Origin of the sequence: Corynebacterium sp. 51B (genome assembly GCF_008930785.1) — a bacterium.
Taxonomy (GTDB): Bacteria; Actinomycetota; Actinomycetes; order Mycobacteriales; family Mycobacteriaceae; genus Corynebacterium; species Corynebacterium megadyptis.
Genome location: NZ_PQMK01000004.1, coordinates 117,434 through 136,830 on the forward strand (window position 1 = coordinate 117,434; position 19,397 = coordinate 136,830).

The window sequence follows — 19,397 nt, forward strand, 5'->3', positions numbered from 1 at the left end:
GCAAAGAATCAGCTTATACCACAGCTGCACGCTTGTAAAGGCCGTAGGCGATGAGGCGAATGGGGCAGCAGTACTGAGACTGGCATTCACGCCGCAGGCGGCCTATATGAGCATCGGAGTGGATCGTGGTGGCAGCGTGGAATTCTCACGCGCCGGTGCTGACCTCCTCACGGCCCGCCCGTCCCCGGCGCGCCCGGCGTCCGCCGACAAACACTCCGATGAGCGCGAGTAGCGCCAGAGCTTCACCGCATCCTAGCAGCACCCACCCCGCGATCCGAATACCCTGTCCACCGCGCGTGTGCTCTGCGGCGGCAGCGAGTGTCTGCTGGTTCTCCTCGCTCATACGGAATTCTCCCACCAGCACCAACTCGGGCTTTTCCCGCTTGGCGTCGGCATAGAAGTCGTTAATATTCTCCTCGATGTTGAGCACCAAGCCGCTATCGACGTCCACGGAGATCCGGCGATCGACCTCATGGTAGAGATAGCCGGCCGAGCCATCCTGCAGCCGCGCGGTATTAAAGATCCCAGGGTAGGACTGCGCCACGTTCTGCGGCTCGATGTACTGGTGATAGACCTTCACCTCGCGGCCGGCGATCTCGGACTTTTCCACAAACTCGAGCGGAAAAGAGCGGCGCAGGGTGGAGTCATAGAATTCCAGGCCGTGATTGGCGGGAGTGGGCTCGAACTTGAGCCACTGGCCGCCGATATCAAAGCTGCGGGTGGGGCTGGCCATTTGATCCGCCACGGTGGCAGGGGAGCTCGCGAGCCCCGTGAGCCGGCTCATGCGATAGCTGGTGATATCGGCGGTGATCAGGCGGTCCTGGTCCGCTTGGCGGGACTCGCGCATGAGCGTCGAGCCTGCTTTGACGGTAACGGTCTCCGCATCGGCGGGATCCACGAACTCAAAGTGCACCTGCTTGGTCACCGGCGCATCCAGCACCCGCCCCTCGGGCGAGCTGAGCAAGCGTGACTGCGCCGTGTCATCGCGAAGCGTCCACGTCACCGGGCCCGTGTCGAGGGCGATGCGGGAATCGGTGTGCAGTGCGCGCGGCAAAAAGAGCCCCGCCGCGATGAGGGCGGCGGCCAACCCGAGAACAAGGGAGGCGGCGATGCGAGACTTTGGCAGCATGCCTAAAGAGTGTAGCCGCCGCCGCGAACGCTTTGGGACCGAGGCGCACGCGCAGCGCACCACCCCTGCTATCTCGGGCACGCGACCCTTTCCCTCCTACTCCAGAGGCGAGGAGAGCGCCGCAGCCATGCGCGCGGCGCCGGTGTCTGACCCAGGCGGTGTCCGGGCCATCTTGTAGGCTTGCCCTAGTATCTGAGCGCCGCTGCCACGAGGCGCTAGTTTGCCTCCCACTGTTGCCACTGACCTCGTTGTATGGAAGGACGTTTTCTGCGCCGTGTCTGACCCCCATCCTCAGCACCAGCCTCAGCACCCTGAGGAGCAAGCGCGCGCCGATCACGCCGCCCAGCAGCAACAGGGCAGCGCCGCCGAACCCAGCAGCACGGACCCCCGCGCTGCGGACGGCGAGAGCTCGACCCCACCCACCCCGGCGTTTATTGCCTCGCCAACGACGCGCGACAAGTGGCTTTTTGTGTATCTCTTCGCAGATATGCTGCTGAGCTTGGTGATGATCCCGCTCCGGGTGTGGCTGCTGAACAACCCGCTCCCTTATGCACTGCTCGTTGGGGGCTATACCTCCGCGATTATCGGCGGCGCCCAATCCACCGTGGGTGGCACCGCAGCCTGGGTGATCGTGGTGTGCGCTCTGGTGGGCGGGCTCCGCTCCGTCCCCCTATGGTGGATGATCGGCCGCTGGTGGGGGCGCGAATACCTCGCCATGGTAGTGGAACAATCTCCACGGATGCGCACCTGGCTGGACCGTCTGGGGCGGCTCAGCCCTCCTCTGCTGCTGGGCGCGATCTTTATCTCCTATATTCCCTTCATGCCGATTCGCCTCATAGCGAATCTTTTGGCCACCATCCGCGGGGTAACCTTCGGCATGATTCTGGCGGTCAACGCCGCCGGCGTACTGGTGCGCAACAGCATCTTTGCCTATATCGGTATCCGCTATGGCGAACAGGTAATCGGGGTGGTGGATCAGATCAATCGCTATGCCCTGTGGATCACGCTTGCTTTGGTGGTCTTTGCTGTGATCTCGGCGCGCCGCTCCAAGAGCACCCCAGCCTAGCTGGCCGGTAGGCTAGCGCCATGGATACCTTTAGATCGCATTCTGGATTACGACTGCCCGTGCAGGGCTTGGGCACCTACAAGCTCAAAGGCTCGGCGGGAGTGGAGTCCATTCGCTCCGCTATCTCCGCGGGGTATCGGCTCGTGGACAGCGCCTATAACTACGAGAATGAGGGCACTGTCGGCAGGGCGGTGCGTACCGCCCTGCGTGCGGATGGCAGCGCCACCCGTTCGGAGCTACTTATTACCTCAAAGCTACCGGGGCGCTATCACAGCGACGCCGTCACCTGCGTGGAGGAGTCCCTCTACCGTTTGGGACGGAACTTCATTGATCTGTATTTGATTCACTGGCCTAATCCCTCGCAGGGGCTGTTTATCGACGCCTACCGCGGGCTCATGGCCGCTCGGGATATGGGACTCATTCGCCACATCGGCGTGTGCAATTTCCTGCCGGAACACCTCGAGCAGGTAGAAGCCGCCACCGGCGAGCTTCCCGCAGTGAACCAGATCGAATTGCACCCCTACTTCCCCCAGACCGAGGCCCGCACCTATCACCGCGAGCGCGGCATCATCACCCAGTCCTGGAGCCCGCTCAACCGCGGCGAGGTGCTCGGGGAACCGGTGCTGGCAGAGATCGCCCGCACCCATGACGCGACCCCAGCGCAGATCGTTCTCGCCTGGCATCGCGCCATCGACGCACTCGCCATTCCGAAGGCCAGCTCCCTCCAACGACAGCAGGAGAACCTGGCCGCACTGGAGATCACCTTGGATGCGGCCGAGGTGGAGAGCATCACGGCGTTAGGCCGGGCAGATGGGCGCCGTAAAGCGCAAGACCCTGCGGTGTATGAGGAGTTTTAGACTGTGCCTTAAAACACATCTTGATGCACATAGTAGTTGGTAGCACATGTCATTATACTGAACCGTATGTTGATAACCACTGACAATAGATCGTGGTGGAGACTCTGCCTCGTGCTCACCACGCTAACGCTCGTAATCGCAAGCGCATTTAGCCCCTCGCCCGCCCGTGCGGTTTCCCTCCCTGACAACAGCCACACCTCCTTCCACTGGGGCGTGGCCTCATCCGGATTCCAAGTCGAAGGTTCGAACCCCGACTCCAACTGGCTGCGCTACGTGGAGGAAAACCAAGGCAACGGCGCGGTCGACCCCGTCAACGATGCAGTAGATTTTTGGAACCGTTACGAAGAAGACATCGCCAATGCCGCCGCCATGGGCGCAAACACCTACCGCATCAGCGTCGAGTGGGCCCGCATCGAACCCCATCCCGATACATGGGACGAGGATGCGTTGGCACACTATGACGCGATCATCAATACCATCCGCTCCCATGGAATGACCCCAATGATCACGATGGTGCACTACGTCTACCCTGGGTGGCTAGTAGATCGCGGCGGCTTCCTCTCCGATGAGGCCGTATCGCAGTTCAGCGACTTCGCCGATCTCATTACCCAGCGCTGGGGCGCCTCCGCCGCAGGCCAAGGCAGCAAGGACACCATGTGGGTAACTTTCAACGAACCACTTGTCTTCTTCGGCCACGAGGTAGAAATCGGCCTCATCAAGCCATGGGATATGCCGCGCTTTCTCACCAATGTGGTGGCAGCGCACAACATTGGATACGACGCCGCTCACCGCGCCAACCCCGATGCCATGGTTACTGCAAACGAGGCTTTCCTACCCTCCGTAACTGGCTTAGCCGACAAGCTGTTTCTCAACCGCGTCAAGGATCGATTGGACTATGTGGGTATCGACTACTACTACGGTTTGGCGTTGAATAACCTCACCGCCGTCCACGCTGCTAGCGCTGACTTCGCGGCGGTACGCCCCCAGCCGGACGGCATCTACGAGGCCATCGCCCACTTCGCCGATACTTTCCCCGGAAAGCCTATCTACATTGTGGAAAACGGAATGCCCACCAACAATGGCAGCCGTTCCGATGGCGCCGACCGCGGCGATTTTATTCGCGATACAGTCTTTTGGATCCAGCGGGCGATCGCCGATGGCTACCCAGTTATCGGTTACAACACTTGGTCCATCACCGACAACTACGAATGGGGCGATTACTCCGCTCGCTTCGGCCTCTACCAAGTGGACATCTTGGATGACCCCAGCCTCACACGGCGGCCTACCTCCGGCGTGCATGCCTACCGTGAGCTCGTCTCCTCTGGTGGCGTCGCCGAGGACTACCGCCCCGTGAACCCACCGGCCGTGTGTTCTGCATCAACCATTCCCACCAGCTGTTTCAACCCGCCCGCCGTAGACGGCCCCCTTGCGCGGCTTGACTAGGGCGACGTACCCCGCGCCCAGCTAACTATCCACCCGCAGCCCCCACCCCCTTCTTGGTGAAAATTACCTACGGTTCCGTCAGAACTCTTTTATGTGTTTCTTATCTCACTTAGGATTCTCAGATATAGAGTTCATCTTATTTTCATCGACATAGAAAGCTGGGCCTCATGTCCTCTGCCTCTCGCCGCTGTGCTGCCGCAGTCACATTTCTATCCACCACTGCTCTGCTGCTTCCCCAGCACGCCGTCGCCACCCCTCCCATTCCTCCAGCTCCAGAAGTGAGCTCCTCCACTGCGGGCTGGCCAGATCTGCCGCAGGACGTCGCGCCCCCCTTCGTGCCTCAGCCGCTGCGCGACGCTGGGCTCACCGGGCTGCGGCTCACGGCCCCGTATAACGAGACCCCTGGTGCGATCCGCACCACCTATGGTCAGCGCGGTCCTCACGAGGTTGCCGCCACCACAGTGGCGCGGCAGTGCACCGACGCTTTCTACGTTTTCTACAACTCGATACTGCGCTACCAGAATGGCGCGAACTCGGAGGCGCCCTGCTATGGCACCTGGCCCTCCGGACCGGAATCCCCCATCGGCTCCCAGCTGGTCTACCCGGCAGACATCGCCGAGTCTGATCCCGCACCGTTGATCGTGCTCTCCCCCGGCATCGGCGCCGAGCCGGGTATGGTTTCTCGCCAAGCCGAGCTCTACGCCAGCCACGGCTATGTGGTGGCCATCGGATACACCTGGGTCAACTGGTTCGGCTACCAAGTGGAGCTGGCCGCCACCGCCGCGATCGACGCCGCTACCAGCCTGGGCCCGCTGCAGGGCAAGATTGACACCTCCCGCACCGTGCTCGTCGGCCACTCCGCCGGCGGCGGCTCTGTAATGCGCGTGGCCGAAAGCCTCGGACCGGCGATGCAGGCCGCAGGCGATGAGAACTTCACCGTCCGTGGCGTGACCGCCGTCAACCCCGGCCCTGCGGATTTCGGTCTAGCCTCCGAGCCCACCACCAAGCCCGCGCTGGTGCTCTTCGCCGAGCACGAGACCCTGGTGGCCCACCCGCTCTCCGAGCTGCTCTACACCAACGCCCGCGGCCCCAAGTGGCGCGCCACCGTGAACAATGCCTTCCACGGCACCTTCGTGGATGCCCCAGAACACAACGTGTACGGCGGTCTGGTGCTCTCCTTCAGCGAGTATGTGCTGAGCAACTCCGAGCGCACCCAGGCCATCTACACCGGCGAGGGCTTGGCGTCTGACTCCGAGCTGCACGATGTGCAGCGGGAGAATATCGGCTAGCCCTACACCTCGGCCACCCCTGCGCCCATCATCCGCGCCGCCCGCAACCAAGGAGTTCCCCCCATGACCTCAGCACTGCGCCGCCGCCTGCTCACCCTCTGCGCCACGCTCGCGCTCGTGCCCACCGCTACCGCCACTGCCCAGGCCGTGGGCGATAGCCCGCAGCCGGTTCTTCCCGACTCCCCTGCCCCCCGTGCCTGTGTGCCGCATCTGGGTAATCCGGCCCAAGGCTATGGGCAGTTCCCCTTGGGGCTAGTGCCGCCGGATTTCGGCGATGTGGGCTATGAGGACTTGCCGGTGGCCGATCCCACGGGGCTTCCCGAGCAGGTGGTGCTGCGCGACAACACTCAGGGCTTTAATGACAAGGTGGAGGTGGCGCTGCGCCACGGCGAGCTTGCCGTGCGCCATGTGGGCGATCCGATCTGGCGGCAGCTGCCCACTCCCGACTGCCTGCGCGGGGAGATCGTGGGCATCTCGCTCAACGAAGATGCGCTGGTCGCTCTCGATGACGCGGGGTGGATGTACACCCTGTCTAATCTCTTATCCAGCCCCAGCCGCTGGGGCTGGATCCGGGCGTGGGGCGGGCCGGTCTGGCTGGGGAAGGGGCATCGCTCCCCCACCACGGAGCCAGGCCGCTGGGCGCTGAGCGTGATCGGTACCCACACCGACCGCTGGTATGACACCCCCGATGGCAAGCAGCAGCCGATCTCTTTGGCGAAAGTCACCCAGGTGTTGGCGCTGAGCGAGGATGGCTCGCGGATCTACACCCTCGATCCGTGGCTGGCCCGCGACTACTCCTATGAGGTGGGCACCCCACTGAACTCGCGTTTCCGCGTGCACAGCATCAGTGCTGGTGGCTCGGTCATCTTTGTCACCAATAAGTACGGTGATATGTACACTCGCCTTTCGGATTTTGATATCAACGGCTCCGATCCGGCCCAGTTCCGCTACACCTGGGGCGAGGATGCTCGGCCCGCCGCGCCCGATGCGCTGCGCCACCGGCTGGATCCCCGCACCGCCCCGATTGGGCTGCCAGCCGAGGACTGGGCCCAGCAGCCGCATATCCCCGGCGAGATCACCGACCGTATCTCTATCCACTCCACCGCCGCTGGTTCGGCGCAGCGGGAATTGCGGGTCGAGGGCCGCCACGCGGGCCGCACCGGCTACTGGCATAAGCAGCTGCGCGCCAGCGAGTGGGAGTTCACCCCCACCGACGCGCCCTTGCAGGGCACGCTGCTGGAGAACTCCTCCTATGATCGCTCCCATGAGACTCTCGCCCCTGCCTCGCCCTTCTCCTATGCGGGATCGCTCAGCGACGCCGCCCGCCTGGAGGTAGATGAGTTTGCTTATGCCTCACCCTCCCGCGAGGTGGACCTGCAGATCAACGGGCGCCGCTATCCCCTCGTGCTGCACACCATCGATGGCCGTCTCGGCTCGGTGTTGAGTATGCGCACCCTGCCCATCGAGGGCGAGTTTGGCCCCCGCCCGGCGGGGCTGGTGCAGGCTGTGCCGCGCAACTATATGGCCGCCTTTGAGGTGCCCGAGGCCACCCGCAGCGCCGCGGCCGGCGATCCCGCCCTGGCGCGCTTCCTGCGGGACTATCTGGGCGATGAGCAGTTCCATCAGGTGTATCTGAAGGTCACCCCGAACACCATGGAGATCATCAACTCCCCAGTGCCGAATCTCGCGGCCCCGCTCATCAGCGACACCGCCACGCTGCACGCCGTGGAGCGCTAGCCGCACGCCCTCGGCCACAGCAAAAACCTCCCCAGCACCTACAGTGCGGGGAGGTTTTTTAGGCATGTACCTTCTCACGCTGCCACGCGCGGCGGCAGCGGAGAAAAGGAAATGACCTTACTTGAGGGAGACCTTAGCGCCGGCATCCTCGAGCTTGGTCTTGGCAGCCTCAGCGTCGTCCTTGTTAGCGCCCTCGATGATAGCCTTCGGAGCGGACTCAACGAGCTCCTTGGCTTCCTTCAGGCCCAGGCCGGAGACGATCTCGCGGACAGCCTTAATAACGCCGATCTTCTTGGAGCCAGCGTCCTCGAGAACGACGTCGAACTCGTCCTTCTCCTCAGCAGCAGCGGCACCCTCAGCGCCCGGAGCAGCAGCAACAGCAGCAACCGGAGCAGCGGCGGTGACGTCGAAGACCTCTTCGAATTCCTTAACGAACTCGGAGAGCTCGATGAGGGTCATTTCCTTGAAAGCTTCAATGAGCTCGTCCTTGGTGAGCTTAGCCATGATGGCAATCCTTTCGGTAGTGTTCCTCCCCAGCGGTGGCGCCAGTGCGCGGCCGCCGAGGTGAATCTAGGTGTAATGAGTGTGTACTTTCGCGGTATGTCGCCGCCGGGATGGCGTCGACAAGCTGCAAAAGTTCAGGGTTAGTCTTCCTTCTTCTCCTGCAGCGCGACAGCGAGTCGAGCCACCTGAGAAGCGGGAGCGTTGAACAGGCCAGCGGCCTTTGCCAAGCTGCCCTTCATGGCGCCGGCCAGCTTCGCGAGGGTGACCTCGCGGTTGTCCAGGTCAGCGATAGCGGAGACCTGCTCAGCATTGAGCGCGTCACCGTCCATGAAGCCGCCCTTGATGACGAAAGCCTTGTTGTCTTCGCCGAACTTCTTCATCGCCTTGGCAGCGTCAACTGCCTCGCCCTTAACGAAGGCGACTGCGGTGGGTCCGGTGAAAACATCGTCGAGGCCCTCGACGCCGGCATCCTTAAGAGCCAGCTTCATCAGGGTGTTCTTGGCGACGGAGTACTGGACATCTTCGCCGAGCGAACGACGCAGTTCAGTCATCTGAGCCACGGACAGGCCGCGGTACTCACTGACGAAAATGGAGTCTGCGTTCTCAAAGCGAGCCTTGAGCTCCGCAAGATCCGATGCATTCTTCGGGTTAGCCATTACTTCGCCTCCTTCCTCAATATGTCTTGTGTCGTTTCCGCCGAGGCTTCCCACAGATGCAGAAAGCCCCGTGCAAGAGCACAGGGCATATCCCTTTCACTACTGAAAGGCATGATTCCAAGTGTCTCCTGCGTGGGCCGGCTGAATCACTTCAGCACCTTCGACCCGCCCAGGCTAGGCGGATGACCGACGGTCTTCGGTGAAACTTGTCGCGACCCGCCGATGAGGCGAGCCGCTCAAACTTCGACTGCTTAACCTATCCCCTTGTCGCTGCAGAAGTCAAATATGCTCAGCGTTCCTTCGCTTATCGACGCTTGCAGCCCCACATCCCACCGGCGCTCGCACACCCGTGCACCCAAGAGCGCACGCCGTCTACCCCGAGGCCTACACTCGCAGATGCCCACCCGCTACCAACTGCCTTCAGGAGATCTGTCATGCCCGCCACCCCGGCCCATAGGCCCTATGCGGATGTGGAGTTCGCCGTGGTCGATCTGGAGACCACCGGTCTGGGCGTTCGTGATCGGGTGGTGGAAATCGGGGTGGTCATCAGCGATGCGCGGGGGACGATCCTGCGGGAATGGGAAAGCCTCGTGCAGCCGGGCTGCGCCATTCCCACCACGGCGATCCATGGTATTAGCGCCGCCGATGTGCGCGATGCCCCGCGCTTCGCCGAGGTGGCCGCCGAGCTGGCCGAGCTGCTCGATCAGCGCGTCCTCGTCGCCCATAACGCCCCCTTTGATCTGCGCTTTTTGCGCCGCGAGTTTGCGGCGGTGGAGGTAGAATTCGCGCCACTTCGCTGCCACTACCTCGATACCTGCGTGCTCGGACGCGCGGCTTATCCCAGTTCCCCTTCCCGCAGCCTGCGCACCCTCTTAGAGATGGCCGGCATTGACAATGCCGCCGCACACACCGCACTCGCTGATGCGCGCGCCACCGCCGAACTGCTCGCCGCCTGCATGCAACGGCTAGAGCTAGCGCCACCCACCGAGGTCTTCGCCTTTCACCATGCGCTCAACCCCGCGCTCCGCGCGATGGCCGCGCCCCGCTATCCCCGCCGCCACCGGCGCACCTCGGCGACATAAGTGCGGAGTGCCGCCGCTGAGCAGCCGCGCGGACAAAGTGTGACTCAGAATACTTTTACTTCGCTAGAGTGAAACTATGAGCCCCCAGCACTCTCCCGCAGCACAGCCCTCCCGTGGCGCGGATAGCACCGCCGCCTGGGATGCGGATGTGATCCTCTATGACGGCAGCGTGGCCACCGTCCGCGCAGTACGCGACAGCGACCGCCCGCTGCTGGTGGAGTTTTATACGCGCGTCTCCGATGCCTCGAAATACTTGCGGTTCTTCAGCGCCCACCCCACCCTCAGCGAGAGCGATTTGGACTCCTGGGTCCAGGTGGATCACCGCGATACGGTCACGCTGGTGCTCACCATGCGCGAGCAGATTATCGCCACCGCCCACTACGGGGTGGTGGACAAGCTCCTACCGCAGCGCGTGGCCGATGTGTCCTTCCTGGTCCAGGACGATGCCCAAGGCAAAGGCGCGGCCAATATTTTGCTCGAACATCTGGCACAGGCGGGCCGCGATAATAAGGTCGAGCGCTTCTTTGCGGAGATGCTCACTCAGAACCGCGCGATGGTGCACGTCTTTCGTCGCGCCGGCTATGAGGTTCGTCCTGAACTGGAGGACGGTTTTATCACCGTCGATTTTCAGATCGACCCCACCGACCGTTCCCGCGAGGTGATGCTGCAACGCGAGCAGAAATCCGAGGCGGCCGCGATTTCTAGGCTGCTGCGCCCGCGCTCCGTAGCGGTGGTGGGCGATAGCGACAGAATGCAGGCCTTCATTAGCCGCATCTTCTCCTCGCATTTCCGTGGGCAGGTGCATGTGAGCACGGGGCCGGTGCACACGCCCGCACCGGCGCCGGAGGATCCAGCCTCGGCGGCTCCCGCAGCGCCCGACCTGCTCGCCGCCATTCCTGGCCCCATCGACTTGGTGGTGGCCCACTATGAGCAAGAGAGCTTTGACGCGCTCTTGGCCACCGCCGCCGCGAAAGAGGCAACGGGCATCGTAGTGCTGGCGCGGGGCGAGAACCCCTCCCTGAGCAGCGAGGACGCCCACCACGTGCTGAGTGCTGCCCGCGCCCGCGGCATACGCGCCCTCGGACCGGCTTCGCTCGGGCTGATCAATACTGACCCCGAGGTGAGTCTCAACGCCACCCCAGCACCCCTCCCACAGCGGGGGCCGGTGGGACTGTTCACCCAGTCCGCTGGGGTAGCCACCCTAGCTCTCGCCCGCGCGGTGGAGCTGAAGATCGGCATCAGTTCTTTTCTCGCCTCCGGCGCTTTCGCGGATGTCACCGGCAATGACGTAATCCAGTATTGGAGCGCGGATGAGGCCACCTCCATCGCGCTGCTGAGCCTCGACGCTATCGGTAACCCGCGCAAGTTCTTCCGGCTGCTCCGCCGCCTCGCCGTGGATAAACATGTGGTGGTGTTTAGCCCCTCCCGCGCGTTGCGCTCGGCACTGCCGGGTGCGGAGCTGCACGATACGGAGGTGCACGATGCCGAGAGGCACAGCCTTGAGGTGCACGCCCCTGCCGCCGCCTTCGATGAGGTCATTCGCCGCACTGGGGCGATGGTGGTCTCCCGGCGCGACACCATGTTCGATATTGCGCGCATCCTCTCCTCCCAGCCGGCGCCGCGCGGTCGCCGGGTGACGGTGATCTCCAATTCGGCGGGCTTGAGCGAGCAGATGGCCCAGGCCGCGGGCCGTTTCGGGCTGGTGGCCGAGGCAGTCACCGTGCGCGGGGAACCAGTGGCGGGACTGGTCGCCGCCACCGCGGAGGCTTTCCGTAGCGACTGCGATGCGGTGCTGTGTGCCGCGGTAGAGATCAGCGAGCCGATCATCGCCCCCGTACTGCCGCAGCTGCACGCCCTAGCCGCCGACGCCGCTATTCCGCTCCTGGCCGCCGTGGTCGGCTTCGATGAGCGTCTCGCCCACCTCTCTGCGGAAACGGGATGCTCTGGGGTGCCGCTCTTCCGGAACTATGCCGACGCCCTCGAAGCACTCGGGGTGATCGTGGAGATCGCCGAGATCAAGGCGAAGCAGCGCTATGAGCAGCCGGATAGCGCCGGGTTCGACCGCGGACGTGCCACCTCCGTGATCGAGCGCGCGCTCGCGGCCGCACCGGAGGGCGGGGCACTCAGCGATGAGGACTGTGCGGAGCTCTTGTCCTGCTATGGCATTGAGCTGGTGCGCTGGGAGCCGGCCCGCACAGTGGATGAGGCCCACTCCGCCGCCGAGGGCTTCGGCTGGAATGTGGTGCTGAAAGCCACCGCCGCCCAGGTACGCGGCCGGCCGGAGCTACACACCATTCACCGCGCGATCAACGATCTCGCCTCCTTGCGCCGCGCTTGGGATGCGCTCGGCCAGCTGGGCGTGGAGCTGAGGCTGGCCGCCACCGCCGAGGAGGCCGTCCAGGCCCTGCACCCGGTGGTGCAGCCGACGGTGTCCACCGGCACTGCGGTGAATGTGCGCGGTATCGAAAACCCCGTGCTGGGCCCGATGATCTCGCTGGGGCTGACCTCGGCCGCGGCGGTGCTGAATGAGGATCGTCGCTGGTGCACCCCTCCCCTGAGCGAGACGGAGGCCCGCGCCATGATCACCCACCTTGCCACTGCCCCACTGCTCACCGGCTATCGCGGCACCGAGGCGGCCGACCTCGGCGCGCTGCAGCGCATTATTGTGCAGCTCGCCCAGTTGAAGGACGATCTGGCCAGCGTCGCGGAGATCGAGCTCACGCCAGTGATCGCTAGCCCCCACGGCGCCCAGGTGGTGGGCGCGCGCGTGGTGGTGCAGCCACAGTCCCGCTCTCGCGATCCCCTGATTCGAGCGATGTGATGCGTCATGTCCCGACCTGTGTTGCTGCACTCGGAAACGCTGTATAGCTATAGCTTTGGGCGCGAGCACCCCATGGGCCCAGATCGGGTACGGCTGGCCGTGGAGCTGGCGGACTACCTTGGTGTGCTGTCGCTCTGTGATACTGCCGTTCCGCTGCCCCAGCACCGCGAACAGGCGCGCCGGATCCATGACCCCGACTATCTGGCGGCGCTCGGCCAGCTCACCCCCAATCCCGCCTATGGCTGGGGCACCGAGGACAATCCCCTCGCCGCCGGAATCCACGAGGTGGCGCTCGATATCGTGGCCGCGTCCACCACCGCCGCGCAGCTGGTGTGGGAGGGCCACTGCACGCGGGCGGTCAATATAGCCGGCGGGCTCCACCACGCGCAGCGACGGGGAATTTCTGGTTTTTGCATGCTTAACGACGCCGCCGCGGCCATTGAGTGGCTGCTGCGCCATGGCGCCCAGCGGGTGGCCTATGTGGACGTCGATGCCCACCACGGCGATGGGGTGGAGCAGATGTTTTGGGATGATCCACGGGTGCTCACGATCTCAGTCCACGAATCGGGGCTCTATCTTTTCCCGGGCACCGGCTTCGCTGGAGATATCGGTGGGCCTCAGGCCCTCGGCACCGCGGTCAATGTGGCCGTGGAAAAAGACATCACGGATCGGGAATGGCTGCGCGCGGTTCACGGCATCATCCCGCCGCTGCTCCAGCGCTTCGCCCCAGAGATCATCATCTCCCAGCATGGTGCCGACCCGCATCGCGCCGACCCGCTGACCCACATGGGGCTGTCGGTCAACGCCATGGAGATGGTCGCACGTTCGGTGCGGCGCTGGGCGGATCGCTATGCCCGGGGCCGCTGGGTGGCGCTGGGCGGTGGTGGCTATCAGCGGGACTCGCTGGCTCGCAGCTGGGCGGCGCTCCTGGCCGTAGTCGCCGAGGTGGAGCTTGACATGGCCACGCCCATGCCCGCCGGATGGGAGAGCCGAGTGCACCGCCACGGGGTGGTGCCTACCTCGACCATGCTGGGCGATTCGTGGGCCGATCTGGCGGGGGTGGAGCCCACCGAAGTCATCGGCGGGCAGCGCTGCCAGGCCATGGTGGCGACCTCCAAGGCGGTATTTCCCTATTGGGGTATCGCCGCCTATCCGAGTTAAGTAGGCCCACACCTGGTATCGCTAACGGCCCCAGCACGGGACAAAGCTGAGAGAACTATGCCCCCATGACACCCCGGACAGCGCGGTGCATTTATCCCCCTCACAGGAATATGGCCCAGTTATCGATAACCGGACAACTAGAAGTGTTCTAGCTCATAGTACGTGCGGGCAAGGATCGCCACAATCGGCGGCGCTGCGATATTGCGCTAGATGTTTTCCTCCGCCACCATTCTCAGATAGTCCAGATGCGCCTCCATCGCCTGCACCGCCCGCCGCACATCACGGGTGATAACTGCATCCGCGATGTCGATATGGCGCGCCGGCGCGGCCGCCGTCGAGCCATAGTGCGGCGCATGCGCATGCAGCCCGTTCACCCGGCACTGATCGCGTAGCCGCCCCAGCAGTTCCACCCACCGCTGATTGCCCGTCAGCGATACCAGGTAGAGGTGAAAGTGGTGATCCGCCTCGAAATAGTCGAACATGCCTTCAGAGCTCGCCCCCGTCGAGAGCTCATCGGTATGTGTCGCATACTCCCCTATGTTCGCGACCTGCTCTGATGTGAGCCGCGCTGCCGCCACCGTGCGCACGGCCTCTACCTCCAAGAGCCGACGTAGCTGGTAGATCTCCCACACATCCGTGCTCCCAAGCCGCACCACGCGGAAACCACGATTACGTACCAGCTCCAGCAAGCCACGCTCCACCAAGCTCATCATGGCCTCTCGCACCGGCGAATTGGACATCTGCAGCTCCTTAGCCATGGCATTCGCCGAGTAGATCTGCCCCACCTCCATACTGCCCTGCAGCAGCAAGAGCCGAATATGCGTCTCCACCCACGCCTTATAGGTGCTCCACGATTGGCCTTCCTCGCCGCCAAAGCCCTCCACTTCGGACATGCACACCTCCTCTATGGCCCCATATCTGACGTATGAGGACCCACAACTTGTGCCTTTAAGTTATATATAACATAGACTGAGCTCCACGTCTCAGGGCCGTGTGCCTATGCAGTGAGGCACAAACTAGGCAAAGAAGACAGCACCACGCCGTCGCTCCGGCGCCGTGTGTGCTCATGTGAAAGGAGATTCATGGTGATGGATTACGTCACCTTGTCGCAAGCGAAATCAGTCGACAGCGTTATTCAGTCCGTATTCGGACCAATCGTGGACGTCATGGAGAAGGTCGTGTTCTTCTCCGTCCCCGTGGGCGGCGCCCAGCTCCCCCTCGTGGTCGTATGGCTACTTCTCGCGGGACTATTCTGCACATTCTTTCTCCGCGTCCGCCCCATCCGCGATGCGGCGCAAACGATGCACGTTATTCGCGGCCGGCTGGCCAAGAAATCTGACCCGGGCGAGGTGACGAGCTTCCAAGCCTTTGCTACCGAGCTCGCCGGAACGGTGGGACTCGGCAATATCGCCGGTGTGGCCGTGGCCATTGGTGCCGGCGGCCCCGGCGCCTCCTTCTGGATCGTGCTCGCCGGTGTGATCGGCATGGCTGTGAAGATGGCCGAGGCCACCCTCTCCCAGATGTTCCGTCGCGTCAATAGCGATGGCACCATCTCCGGTGGCCCCATGTATTACCTCAGCGATGGCCTCGCCTCCGTGGGCAAGGCCAAGCTGGGCAAGGTGTTGGGCATGACCTACGCCATCGGCTTCGCCATTGCCGCCTTCGGTGCCGGCAATATCTTCCAGGCAAACCAGGTGGCCCTGCACGTTATCGAAATTACCGGTGGCTCGGAGAGCTTCTTCAGCGGCAATGCGTGGCTGATTGGCGTCATCCTCGCCATCCCCGCTGCCGTGGTCATCATCGGCGGCATCCAGTCCATCTCTAATTGGACCTCCCGCATGGTTCCGCTGATGGCCGTGCTCTACGTGGTGGGTGTTCTCACCGTGCTCGCAGTGAACTTTGACCAGCTGGGAAGCGCCTTCTCCCTCATCATCTCCGGTGCCTTCACCCCTGAGGGCGTGACCGGCGGTGTGATCGGCGTGATGGTGATCGGTATCCAGCGAGCTCTGTTCTCCAACGTTGCCGGTGTCGGTACCGCTGGCTTCGCGCACTCCGCCACCAAGAACCAGAACGCCACCGAGGAGGGCCTGACCGCCGCATGGGAGCCCTTCGTCGACTCCGTTGTGGTCTGTACTCTCACCTCCCTGGCGATCATCACTACTGGTGTGTACCAGAACCCCAGCGATGAGGGCGTGATGATGGCCACCGGTGCCTTTGCCACCGTGAACCAGGGCTTTACCTATGTGCTCTCGCTGTGCATTGTGATTTTCGCTTTCTCCACTCTGCTGTCTTATGCCTACTACGGTCAGAAGGCCGCCGGCTATGTGTTTAATAACAGCAAGAAGGCCGAGATGGCCTATAAGATCGGCTATCTCATCATGATTGTGGTGGGCGCAGCTGTGTCGCTGGACACCGTCGTCCGCTTCTCCGACGCCGCCTTCTTCTTCGTGGCCATCCCCAATATTCTCGGTATCTACCTGCTGGCTGGGCCGCTGCGCCGCGAGATCGCCGGCTACCGCAAGGCCACCGCCGCCGGCAAGATGGAACCCGCTCCCGAGCAGGAGCAGGTGAAGATGCTGAACACCGATTAGTTCCAGCACACGCGCAGGTCCGCGCTCTCGCTTGAAACTCGGACATCCCGAACCGCGAGCGTATCTCCGAATCACACGCCTATCTCTCCGGCCACCGGAGGGTGGGGCTGCGGAGCGGACTATGCGCCCCACGGGGAGAATCTCGTGATCCTCTCCAGACGCCACCGCTGGTCTGGGGGCGCTGTTTCTTAGCGCCCAGTACTCCAGGCACAAGGGGTGGCGATTGTCTTTTCTCGCCGTTTCTTTCCCCACATTCCTGTCCGCGCGGTGACGTATAGCCCCTCCCGGCGGCGCCAAGCCCAGGCATGAGTTAGTGACTACTGCGGTGGCATCCTTAAAGCGCCATCCAAGCGAATGGTTTCTCCATTGAGATAGTCATTGTCCACGATGCTTTCTACGAGCGCGGCATATTCTCGCGGGTGAGCCATGCGCCCGGGGAGGGGCACGCGCGCTTCGAGTTCTTCGCGCACACTATCTGGCATCGCGGCCATCATTGGGGTAGCCACCACGCCCGGCGCGATGGCGTTCACCCTGATACCGCTGCGGGCGAGATCGCGGGCGGCAGTGAGGGTGAGGGCATGGACCCCGCCTTTGGAGGCCGCATAGGCTGCCTGGCCCACCTGCCCCTCGAATGCCGCCACCGAGGCGGTCATGAGAATAACGCCGCGGATGCCGTCCTCGTTCACCGGTTCTTGCTGCGCCATCGCGGCCGCGGCTGCTGCCACCACCGAGAAGGTGCCGCAGAGGTTAATGTTTATTACCTTCGCGAAGAGTTCGGGATCGTGGGCGCCTGCCCGGCCGACGATGCGCTTCGAGGGCGCGATCCCGGCACAGGTCACCACCACACGGATCTCGCCGAGGCGGGCGGCGGCGTCCACCGCCGCACTCACCTGCTCGGGATCGCTGACATCCACCGGAATGTAGTGCGCCCCCTCGAGCGGCTGTTCACAGGCCTCGATGGCATCGGGGAGATCACAGGCTGCGATAATCATGCCGCGCTGCTGTAGGTGCTGGGCGGTCGCCGCCCCCAAGCCGGAGGCTGCTCCGGTGATGATCGCGACGGTTCCTGATTCAATCTGCATGACTGCTCCTTAAAGTCTGTACGGGGCTTATTAGACGAAGGCGGATATGCCCGTGACGGCGCGACCAACAATGAGCGAGTTGATCTCATAGGTGCCCTCGTAGGTGTAGAGGATCTCGGCATCGTTGAGCAGTTTGGATACCTCATAGTCGGTGAGGATGCCGTTGCCGCCACCGATAGCGCGGGCAAGCTGCGCCGATTCCCGGGCGAGGCGAGTTCCGGTGGCTTTGACCAGTGCAGCGTGAGGCATATCGAAGGTACCCTCTCCTTGCAGCCGCGCGATGGAGGCCATCATGGACAAGGTGGCGGTGGCATTGCCGAGGATTCGTGCGAGCTGTTCTTGCACCAGCTGGAAGGCGGCGATGGGGGTACCAAACTGCTCCCGCGTCAGCGCGATGTGGCGGGCGCGATCGAACATGGCGAGCTGAATGCCGGCGGCCTGCCAGCCCACCCAGGCGCGGGAGTTGCGCAGCATCTCATTGGTGGCGGCGAAGGATTCCGCTCCAGGGATGAGCGCATAGTCCGGCACCTCCACCTGGTCAAAGACGAGGTCCGCGTTTTGCATGATGCGCAGGCCCATTTTGCGCGAGATTTTGCTTCGCGTAATACCGGGCGCGTCCAATTCCACGATGAAGCCCTTGACCTGCCTATCGGCGACATCGCGGGCGAAGAGAATGGCAAAGTCGGCGAAGGTGCCACCACCGATCCAGCGCTTGGCGCCATTGAGTACCCAGCCGGATGCGGTGCGTTCGGCACTGAGGGCAAGGCCCCCTGCCACATCGGAGCCATGCTCCGGTTCGGTGAGGGCGAAACAGCCGAGGGAGTCAAAGCGCCGCAGCCCCGGCAACCACGCGTTCTTCTGCTCGTCGGAGCCAAGCTGGCTGATGAGGTCCACGACCAGCTCATTGTGAATACCGACCAGCGCGGAGAGGGATACATCGGCGCGGGTGACCTCGGCATAGGCGAGCCCCTTGAACAGCCGCGAGGCGCCGGAGAATTCGAGCTCGCCTAATCCATGCTCGGCGAGCAGGGGCAGTAGATCGAAGGGGAACTCTTCGCGGTCCCAGTACTCGCCCACCACGGGGCGGACCTGTGTTTGCAGAACATCGTGGAGAGCGGCGAGGCGGGTGCGCTCCTGCTCGTCCAGCATGTGTGCCACGGCGAGGATATCGGCCTCGGGGATGTGCGCTTTCGCGAGCAGGGCGGGATCAGTAGGGAGTCCGGCGTGCGAGTGGGACATGGGGTGCTCCTAAGATGAAACAAGGACAAAGCCACAACAGCATGTATGTGTCCTAGACCACAAAGTACGGTTTACTCTGGAATTGTACAGTTGCTGCGTGGAATGTACAGCCCTTTGCCGATATCTTGCGCTAGAAAGCCCCCTCACTTCATGACCAGTAGCACCCCCGTCGCCGCCCCGCTGACCCCACGCCAGCAGGAGCTTTTTGCCACCTTGCGCAAGGATTTTCTCGCCCACGGTTTCGCTGATTTCACCATCGACCAAGCGGTGCGCACCCTGCATTGCTCGAAGTCCACCATCTATGCGGTGGGCCGAACGCGCGATGAGATCATCCGCCGAGTTCTGGTGAGTTTCTTTCGGGACGTGGCCGAGCACACGACTGCGGCAATTGCGGACGCGGGGAGTCGTCGACAAGCATTAGAACGCTATTTCAATGCCATGTCCGAGGCCCTGCAGCCCGCGACTCAAGAATTCATGCACGATATGTGTACGCTGCCGGTGGCCACCGAGGTCTACGTGACCAATACCCGCGCGGCCACCGCCCAAATCCAGCGCATCATCACCGACGGCATGCAGGCGGGGGAGTTTCGCGAGGTCCCCGCCTCCTTTTTAGCGGCGCTTATCGACGCCACCATGACCCACATCCAAGCGGGGGAATATGCCCACACCTTGCCCATTCAAGACACTTATCAGGTCTTGGGCGGGATCATCCTGCACGGTATCGACGCGAGCTGAGCCAG

16 protein-coding genes are annotated in these 19,397 nt (G+C 63.3%); 10 read left to right on the forward strand and 6 right to left on the reverse strand.

The window, feature by feature from the left end:
• Positions 1-145 precede the first annotated feature (145 nt).
• Entirely contained in the window at positions 146-1,129 is a 984-nt protein-coding gene (locus GBB14_RS06275; protein WP_151528977.1) for a DUF3068 domain-containing protein, read from the reverse strand.
• A 274-nt stretch (positions 1,130-1,403) separates the two neighbouring features.
• Between GBB14_RS06275 and GBB14_RS06280 the strand changes: the two genes are divergently transcribed.
• From GBB14_RS06280 to GBB14_RS06300, 5 genes are all read left to right on the forward strand, one after another.
• Entirely contained in the window at positions 1,404-2,195 is a 792-nt protein-coding gene (locus GBB14_RS06280) for a DedA family protein (RefSeq protein WP_151528978.1), read from the forward strand.
• 20 nt (positions 2,196-2,215) lie between these two features.
• Entirely contained in the window at positions 2,216-3,052 is an 837-nt protein-coding gene (locus tag GBB14_RS06285) for an aldo/keto reductase (protein WP_151528979.1), read from the forward strand.
• Between the two features lie 66 nt (positions 3,053-3,118).
• On the forward strand, positions 3,119-4,495 hold the full coding sequence (locus GBB14_RS06290) for a family 1 glycosylhydrolase (protein ID WP_151528980.1): 1,377 nt from the start codon (positions 3,119-3,121) through the stop codon (positions 4,493-4,495).
• Positions 4,496-4,662: 167 nt separating this feature from the next.
• Entirely contained in the window at positions 4,663-5,784 is a 1,122-nt protein-coding gene (locus GBB14_RS06295) for an alpha/beta hydrolase (RefSeq protein WP_151528981.1), read from the forward strand.
• Positions 5,785-5,847: 63 nt separating this feature from the next.
• The gene (locus GBB14_RS06300) at positions 5,848-7,521 is read left to right on the forward strand and encodes a hypothetical protein (RefSeq protein ID WP_151528982.1); all 1,674 of its coding nucleotides are present in this window, start codon (positions 5,848-5,850) and stop codon (positions 7,519-7,521) included.
• A gap of 117 nt (positions 7,522-7,638) precedes the next feature.
• Here the strand turns inward: GBB14_RS06300 and rplL are convergent, their stop codons facing one another.
• Both rplL and rplJ read right to left on the reverse strand, forming a co-directional pair.
• Positions 7,639-8,025, reverse strand: a complete 387-nt coding sequence (gene rplL, locus GBB14_RS06305) for a 50S ribosomal protein L7/L12 (RefSeq protein WP_151528983.1) — start codon at positions 8,023-8,025, stop codon at positions 7,639-7,641.
• A 140-nt stretch (positions 8,026-8,165) separates the two neighbouring features.
• Positions 8,166-8,681 carry a 50S ribosomal protein L10 gene (rplJ, locus tag GBB14_RS06310; RefSeq protein ID WP_151528984.1) on the reverse strand — a complete coding sequence of 172 codons (516 nt, stop codon included), beginning with the start codon at positions 8,679-8,681 and terminating at the stop codon, positions 8,166-8,168.
• Positions 8,682-9,115: 434 nt separating this feature from the next.
• Between rplJ and GBB14_RS06315 the strand changes: the two genes are divergently transcribed.
• From GBB14_RS06315 to GBB14_RS06325, 3 genes are all read left to right on the forward strand, one after another.
• Positions 9,116-9,763 carry a PolC-type DNA polymerase III gene (locus GBB14_RS06315; RefSeq protein WP_151528985.1) on the forward strand — a complete coding sequence of 216 codons (648 nt, stop codon included), beginning with the start codon at positions 9,116-9,118 and terminating at the stop codon, positions 9,761-9,763.
• 76 nt (positions 9,764-9,839) lie between these two features.
• Complete coding sequence (locus GBB14_RS06320) at positions 9,840-12,584, forward strand: GNAT family N-acetyltransferase (protein WP_151528986.1); 2,745 nt, start codon at positions 9,840-9,842, stop codon at positions 12,582-12,584.
• Positions 12,585-12,590: 6 nt separating this feature from the next.
• On the forward strand, positions 12,591-13,745 hold the full coding sequence (locus GBB14_RS06325) for an acetoin utilization protein AcuC (RefSeq protein WP_151528987.1): 1,155 nt from the start codon (positions 12,591-12,593) through the stop codon (positions 13,743-13,745).
• Between the two features lie 206 nt (positions 13,746-13,951).
• Here GBB14_RS06325 and GBB14_RS06330 read toward each other — a convergent pair whose 3' ends face one another.
• Entirely contained in the window at positions 13,952-14,638 is a 687-nt protein-coding gene (locus GBB14_RS06330) for a GntR family transcriptional regulator (RefSeq protein WP_151528988.1), read from the reverse strand.
• Positions 14,639-14,833: 195 nt separating this feature from the next.
• On the opposite strand from GBB14_RS06330, the gene GBB14_RS06335 reads away from it, so the two are divergent.
• Positions 14,834-16,336, forward strand: a complete 1,503-nt coding sequence (locus tag GBB14_RS06335; protein WP_225976657.1) for a sodium:alanine symporter family protein — start codon at positions 14,834-14,836, stop codon at positions 16,334-16,336.
• 317 nt (positions 16,337-16,653) lie between these two features.
• Here GBB14_RS06335 and GBB14_RS06340 read toward each other — a convergent pair whose 3' ends face one another.
• Positions 16,654-17,418, reverse strand: coding sequence for an SDR family NAD(P)-dependent oxidoreductase (locus tag GBB14_RS06340; protein WP_151528990.1), 765 nt, complete (start codon positions 17,416-17,418; stop codon positions 16,654-16,656).
• A 30-nt stretch (positions 17,419-17,448) separates the two neighbouring features.
• On the reverse strand, positions 17,449-18,657 hold the full coding sequence (locus tag GBB14_RS06345; RefSeq protein WP_151528991.1) for an acyl-CoA dehydrogenase family protein: 1,209 nt from the start codon (positions 18,655-18,657) through the stop codon (positions 17,449-17,451).
• Between the two features lie 150 nt (positions 18,658-18,807).
• Between GBB14_RS06345 and GBB14_RS06350 the strand changes: the two genes are divergently transcribed.
• Entirely contained in the window at positions 18,808-19,392 is a 585-nt protein-coding gene (locus GBB14_RS06350; protein WP_151528992.1) for a TetR/AcrR family transcriptional regulator, read from the forward strand.
• Positions 19,393-19,397 lie beyond the last annotated feature (5 nt).

Excerpts from the sequence above, each read along its gene's own strand:
- GBB14_RS06320 (WP_151528986.1), top strand. The coding sequence starts at position 9,840 with ATGAGCCCCCAGCACTCTCCCGCAGCACAGCCCTCCCGTGGCGCGGAT.
- GBB14_RS06335 (WP_225976657.1), top strand. The coding sequence starts at position 14,834 with ATGGATTACGTCACCTTGTCGCAAGCGAAATCAGTCGACAGCGTTATT.
- GBB14_RS06300 (WP_151528982.1), top strand. The coding sequence starts at position 5,848 with ATGACCTCAGCACTGCGCCGCCGCCTGCTCACCCTCTGCGCCACGCTC.
- GBB14_RS06330 (WP_151528988.1), bottom strand. The coding sequence starts at position 14,638 with ATGTCCGAAGTGGAGGGCTTTGGCGGCGAGGAAGGCCAATCGTGGAGC.
- GBB14_RS06345 (WP_151528991.1), bottom strand. The coding sequence starts at position 18,657 with ATGTCCCACTCGCACGCCGGACTCCCTACTGATCCCGCCCTGCTCGCG.
- rplJ (WP_151528984.1), bottom strand. The coding sequence starts at position 8,681 with ATGGCTAACCCGAAGAATGCATCGGATCTTGCGGAGCTCAAGGCTCGC.
- GBB14_RS06295 (WP_151528981.1), top strand. The coding sequence starts at position 4,663 with ATGTCCTCTGCCTCTCGCCGCTGTGCTGCCGCAGTCACATTTCTATCC.
- GBB14_RS06315 (WP_151528985.1), top strand. The coding sequence starts at position 9,116 with ATGCCCGCCACCCCGGCCCATAGGCCCTATGCGGATGTGGAGTTCGCC.
- GBB14_RS06285 (WP_151528979.1), top strand. The coding sequence starts at position 2,216 with ATGGATACCTTTAGATCGCATTCTGGATTACGACTGCCCGTGCAGGGC.
- GBB14_RS06350 (WP_151528992.1), top strand. The coding sequence starts at position 18,808 with ATGACCAGTAGCACCCCCGTCGCCGCCCCGCTGACCCCACGCCAGCAG.
- GBB14_RS06275 (WP_151528977.1), bottom strand. The coding sequence starts at position 1,129 with ATGCTGCCAAAGTCTCGCATCGCCGCCTCCCTTGTTCTCGGGTTGGCC.
- GBB14_RS06340 (WP_151528990.1), bottom strand. The coding sequence starts at position 17,418 with ATGCAGATTGAATCAGGAACCGTCGCGATCATCACCGGAGCAGCCTCC.
- GBB14_RS06290 (WP_151528980.1), top strand. The coding sequence starts at position 3,119 with ATGTTGATAACCACTGACAATAGATCGTGGTGGAGACTCTGCCTCGTG.
- GBB14_RS06325 (WP_151528987.1), top strand. The coding sequence starts at position 12,591 with ATGTCCCGACCTGTGTTGCTGCACTCGGAAACGCTGTATAGCTATAGC.
- rplL (WP_151528983.1), bottom strand. The coding sequence starts at position 8,025 with ATGGCTAAGCTCACCAAGGACGAGCTCATTGAAGCTTTCAAGGAAATG.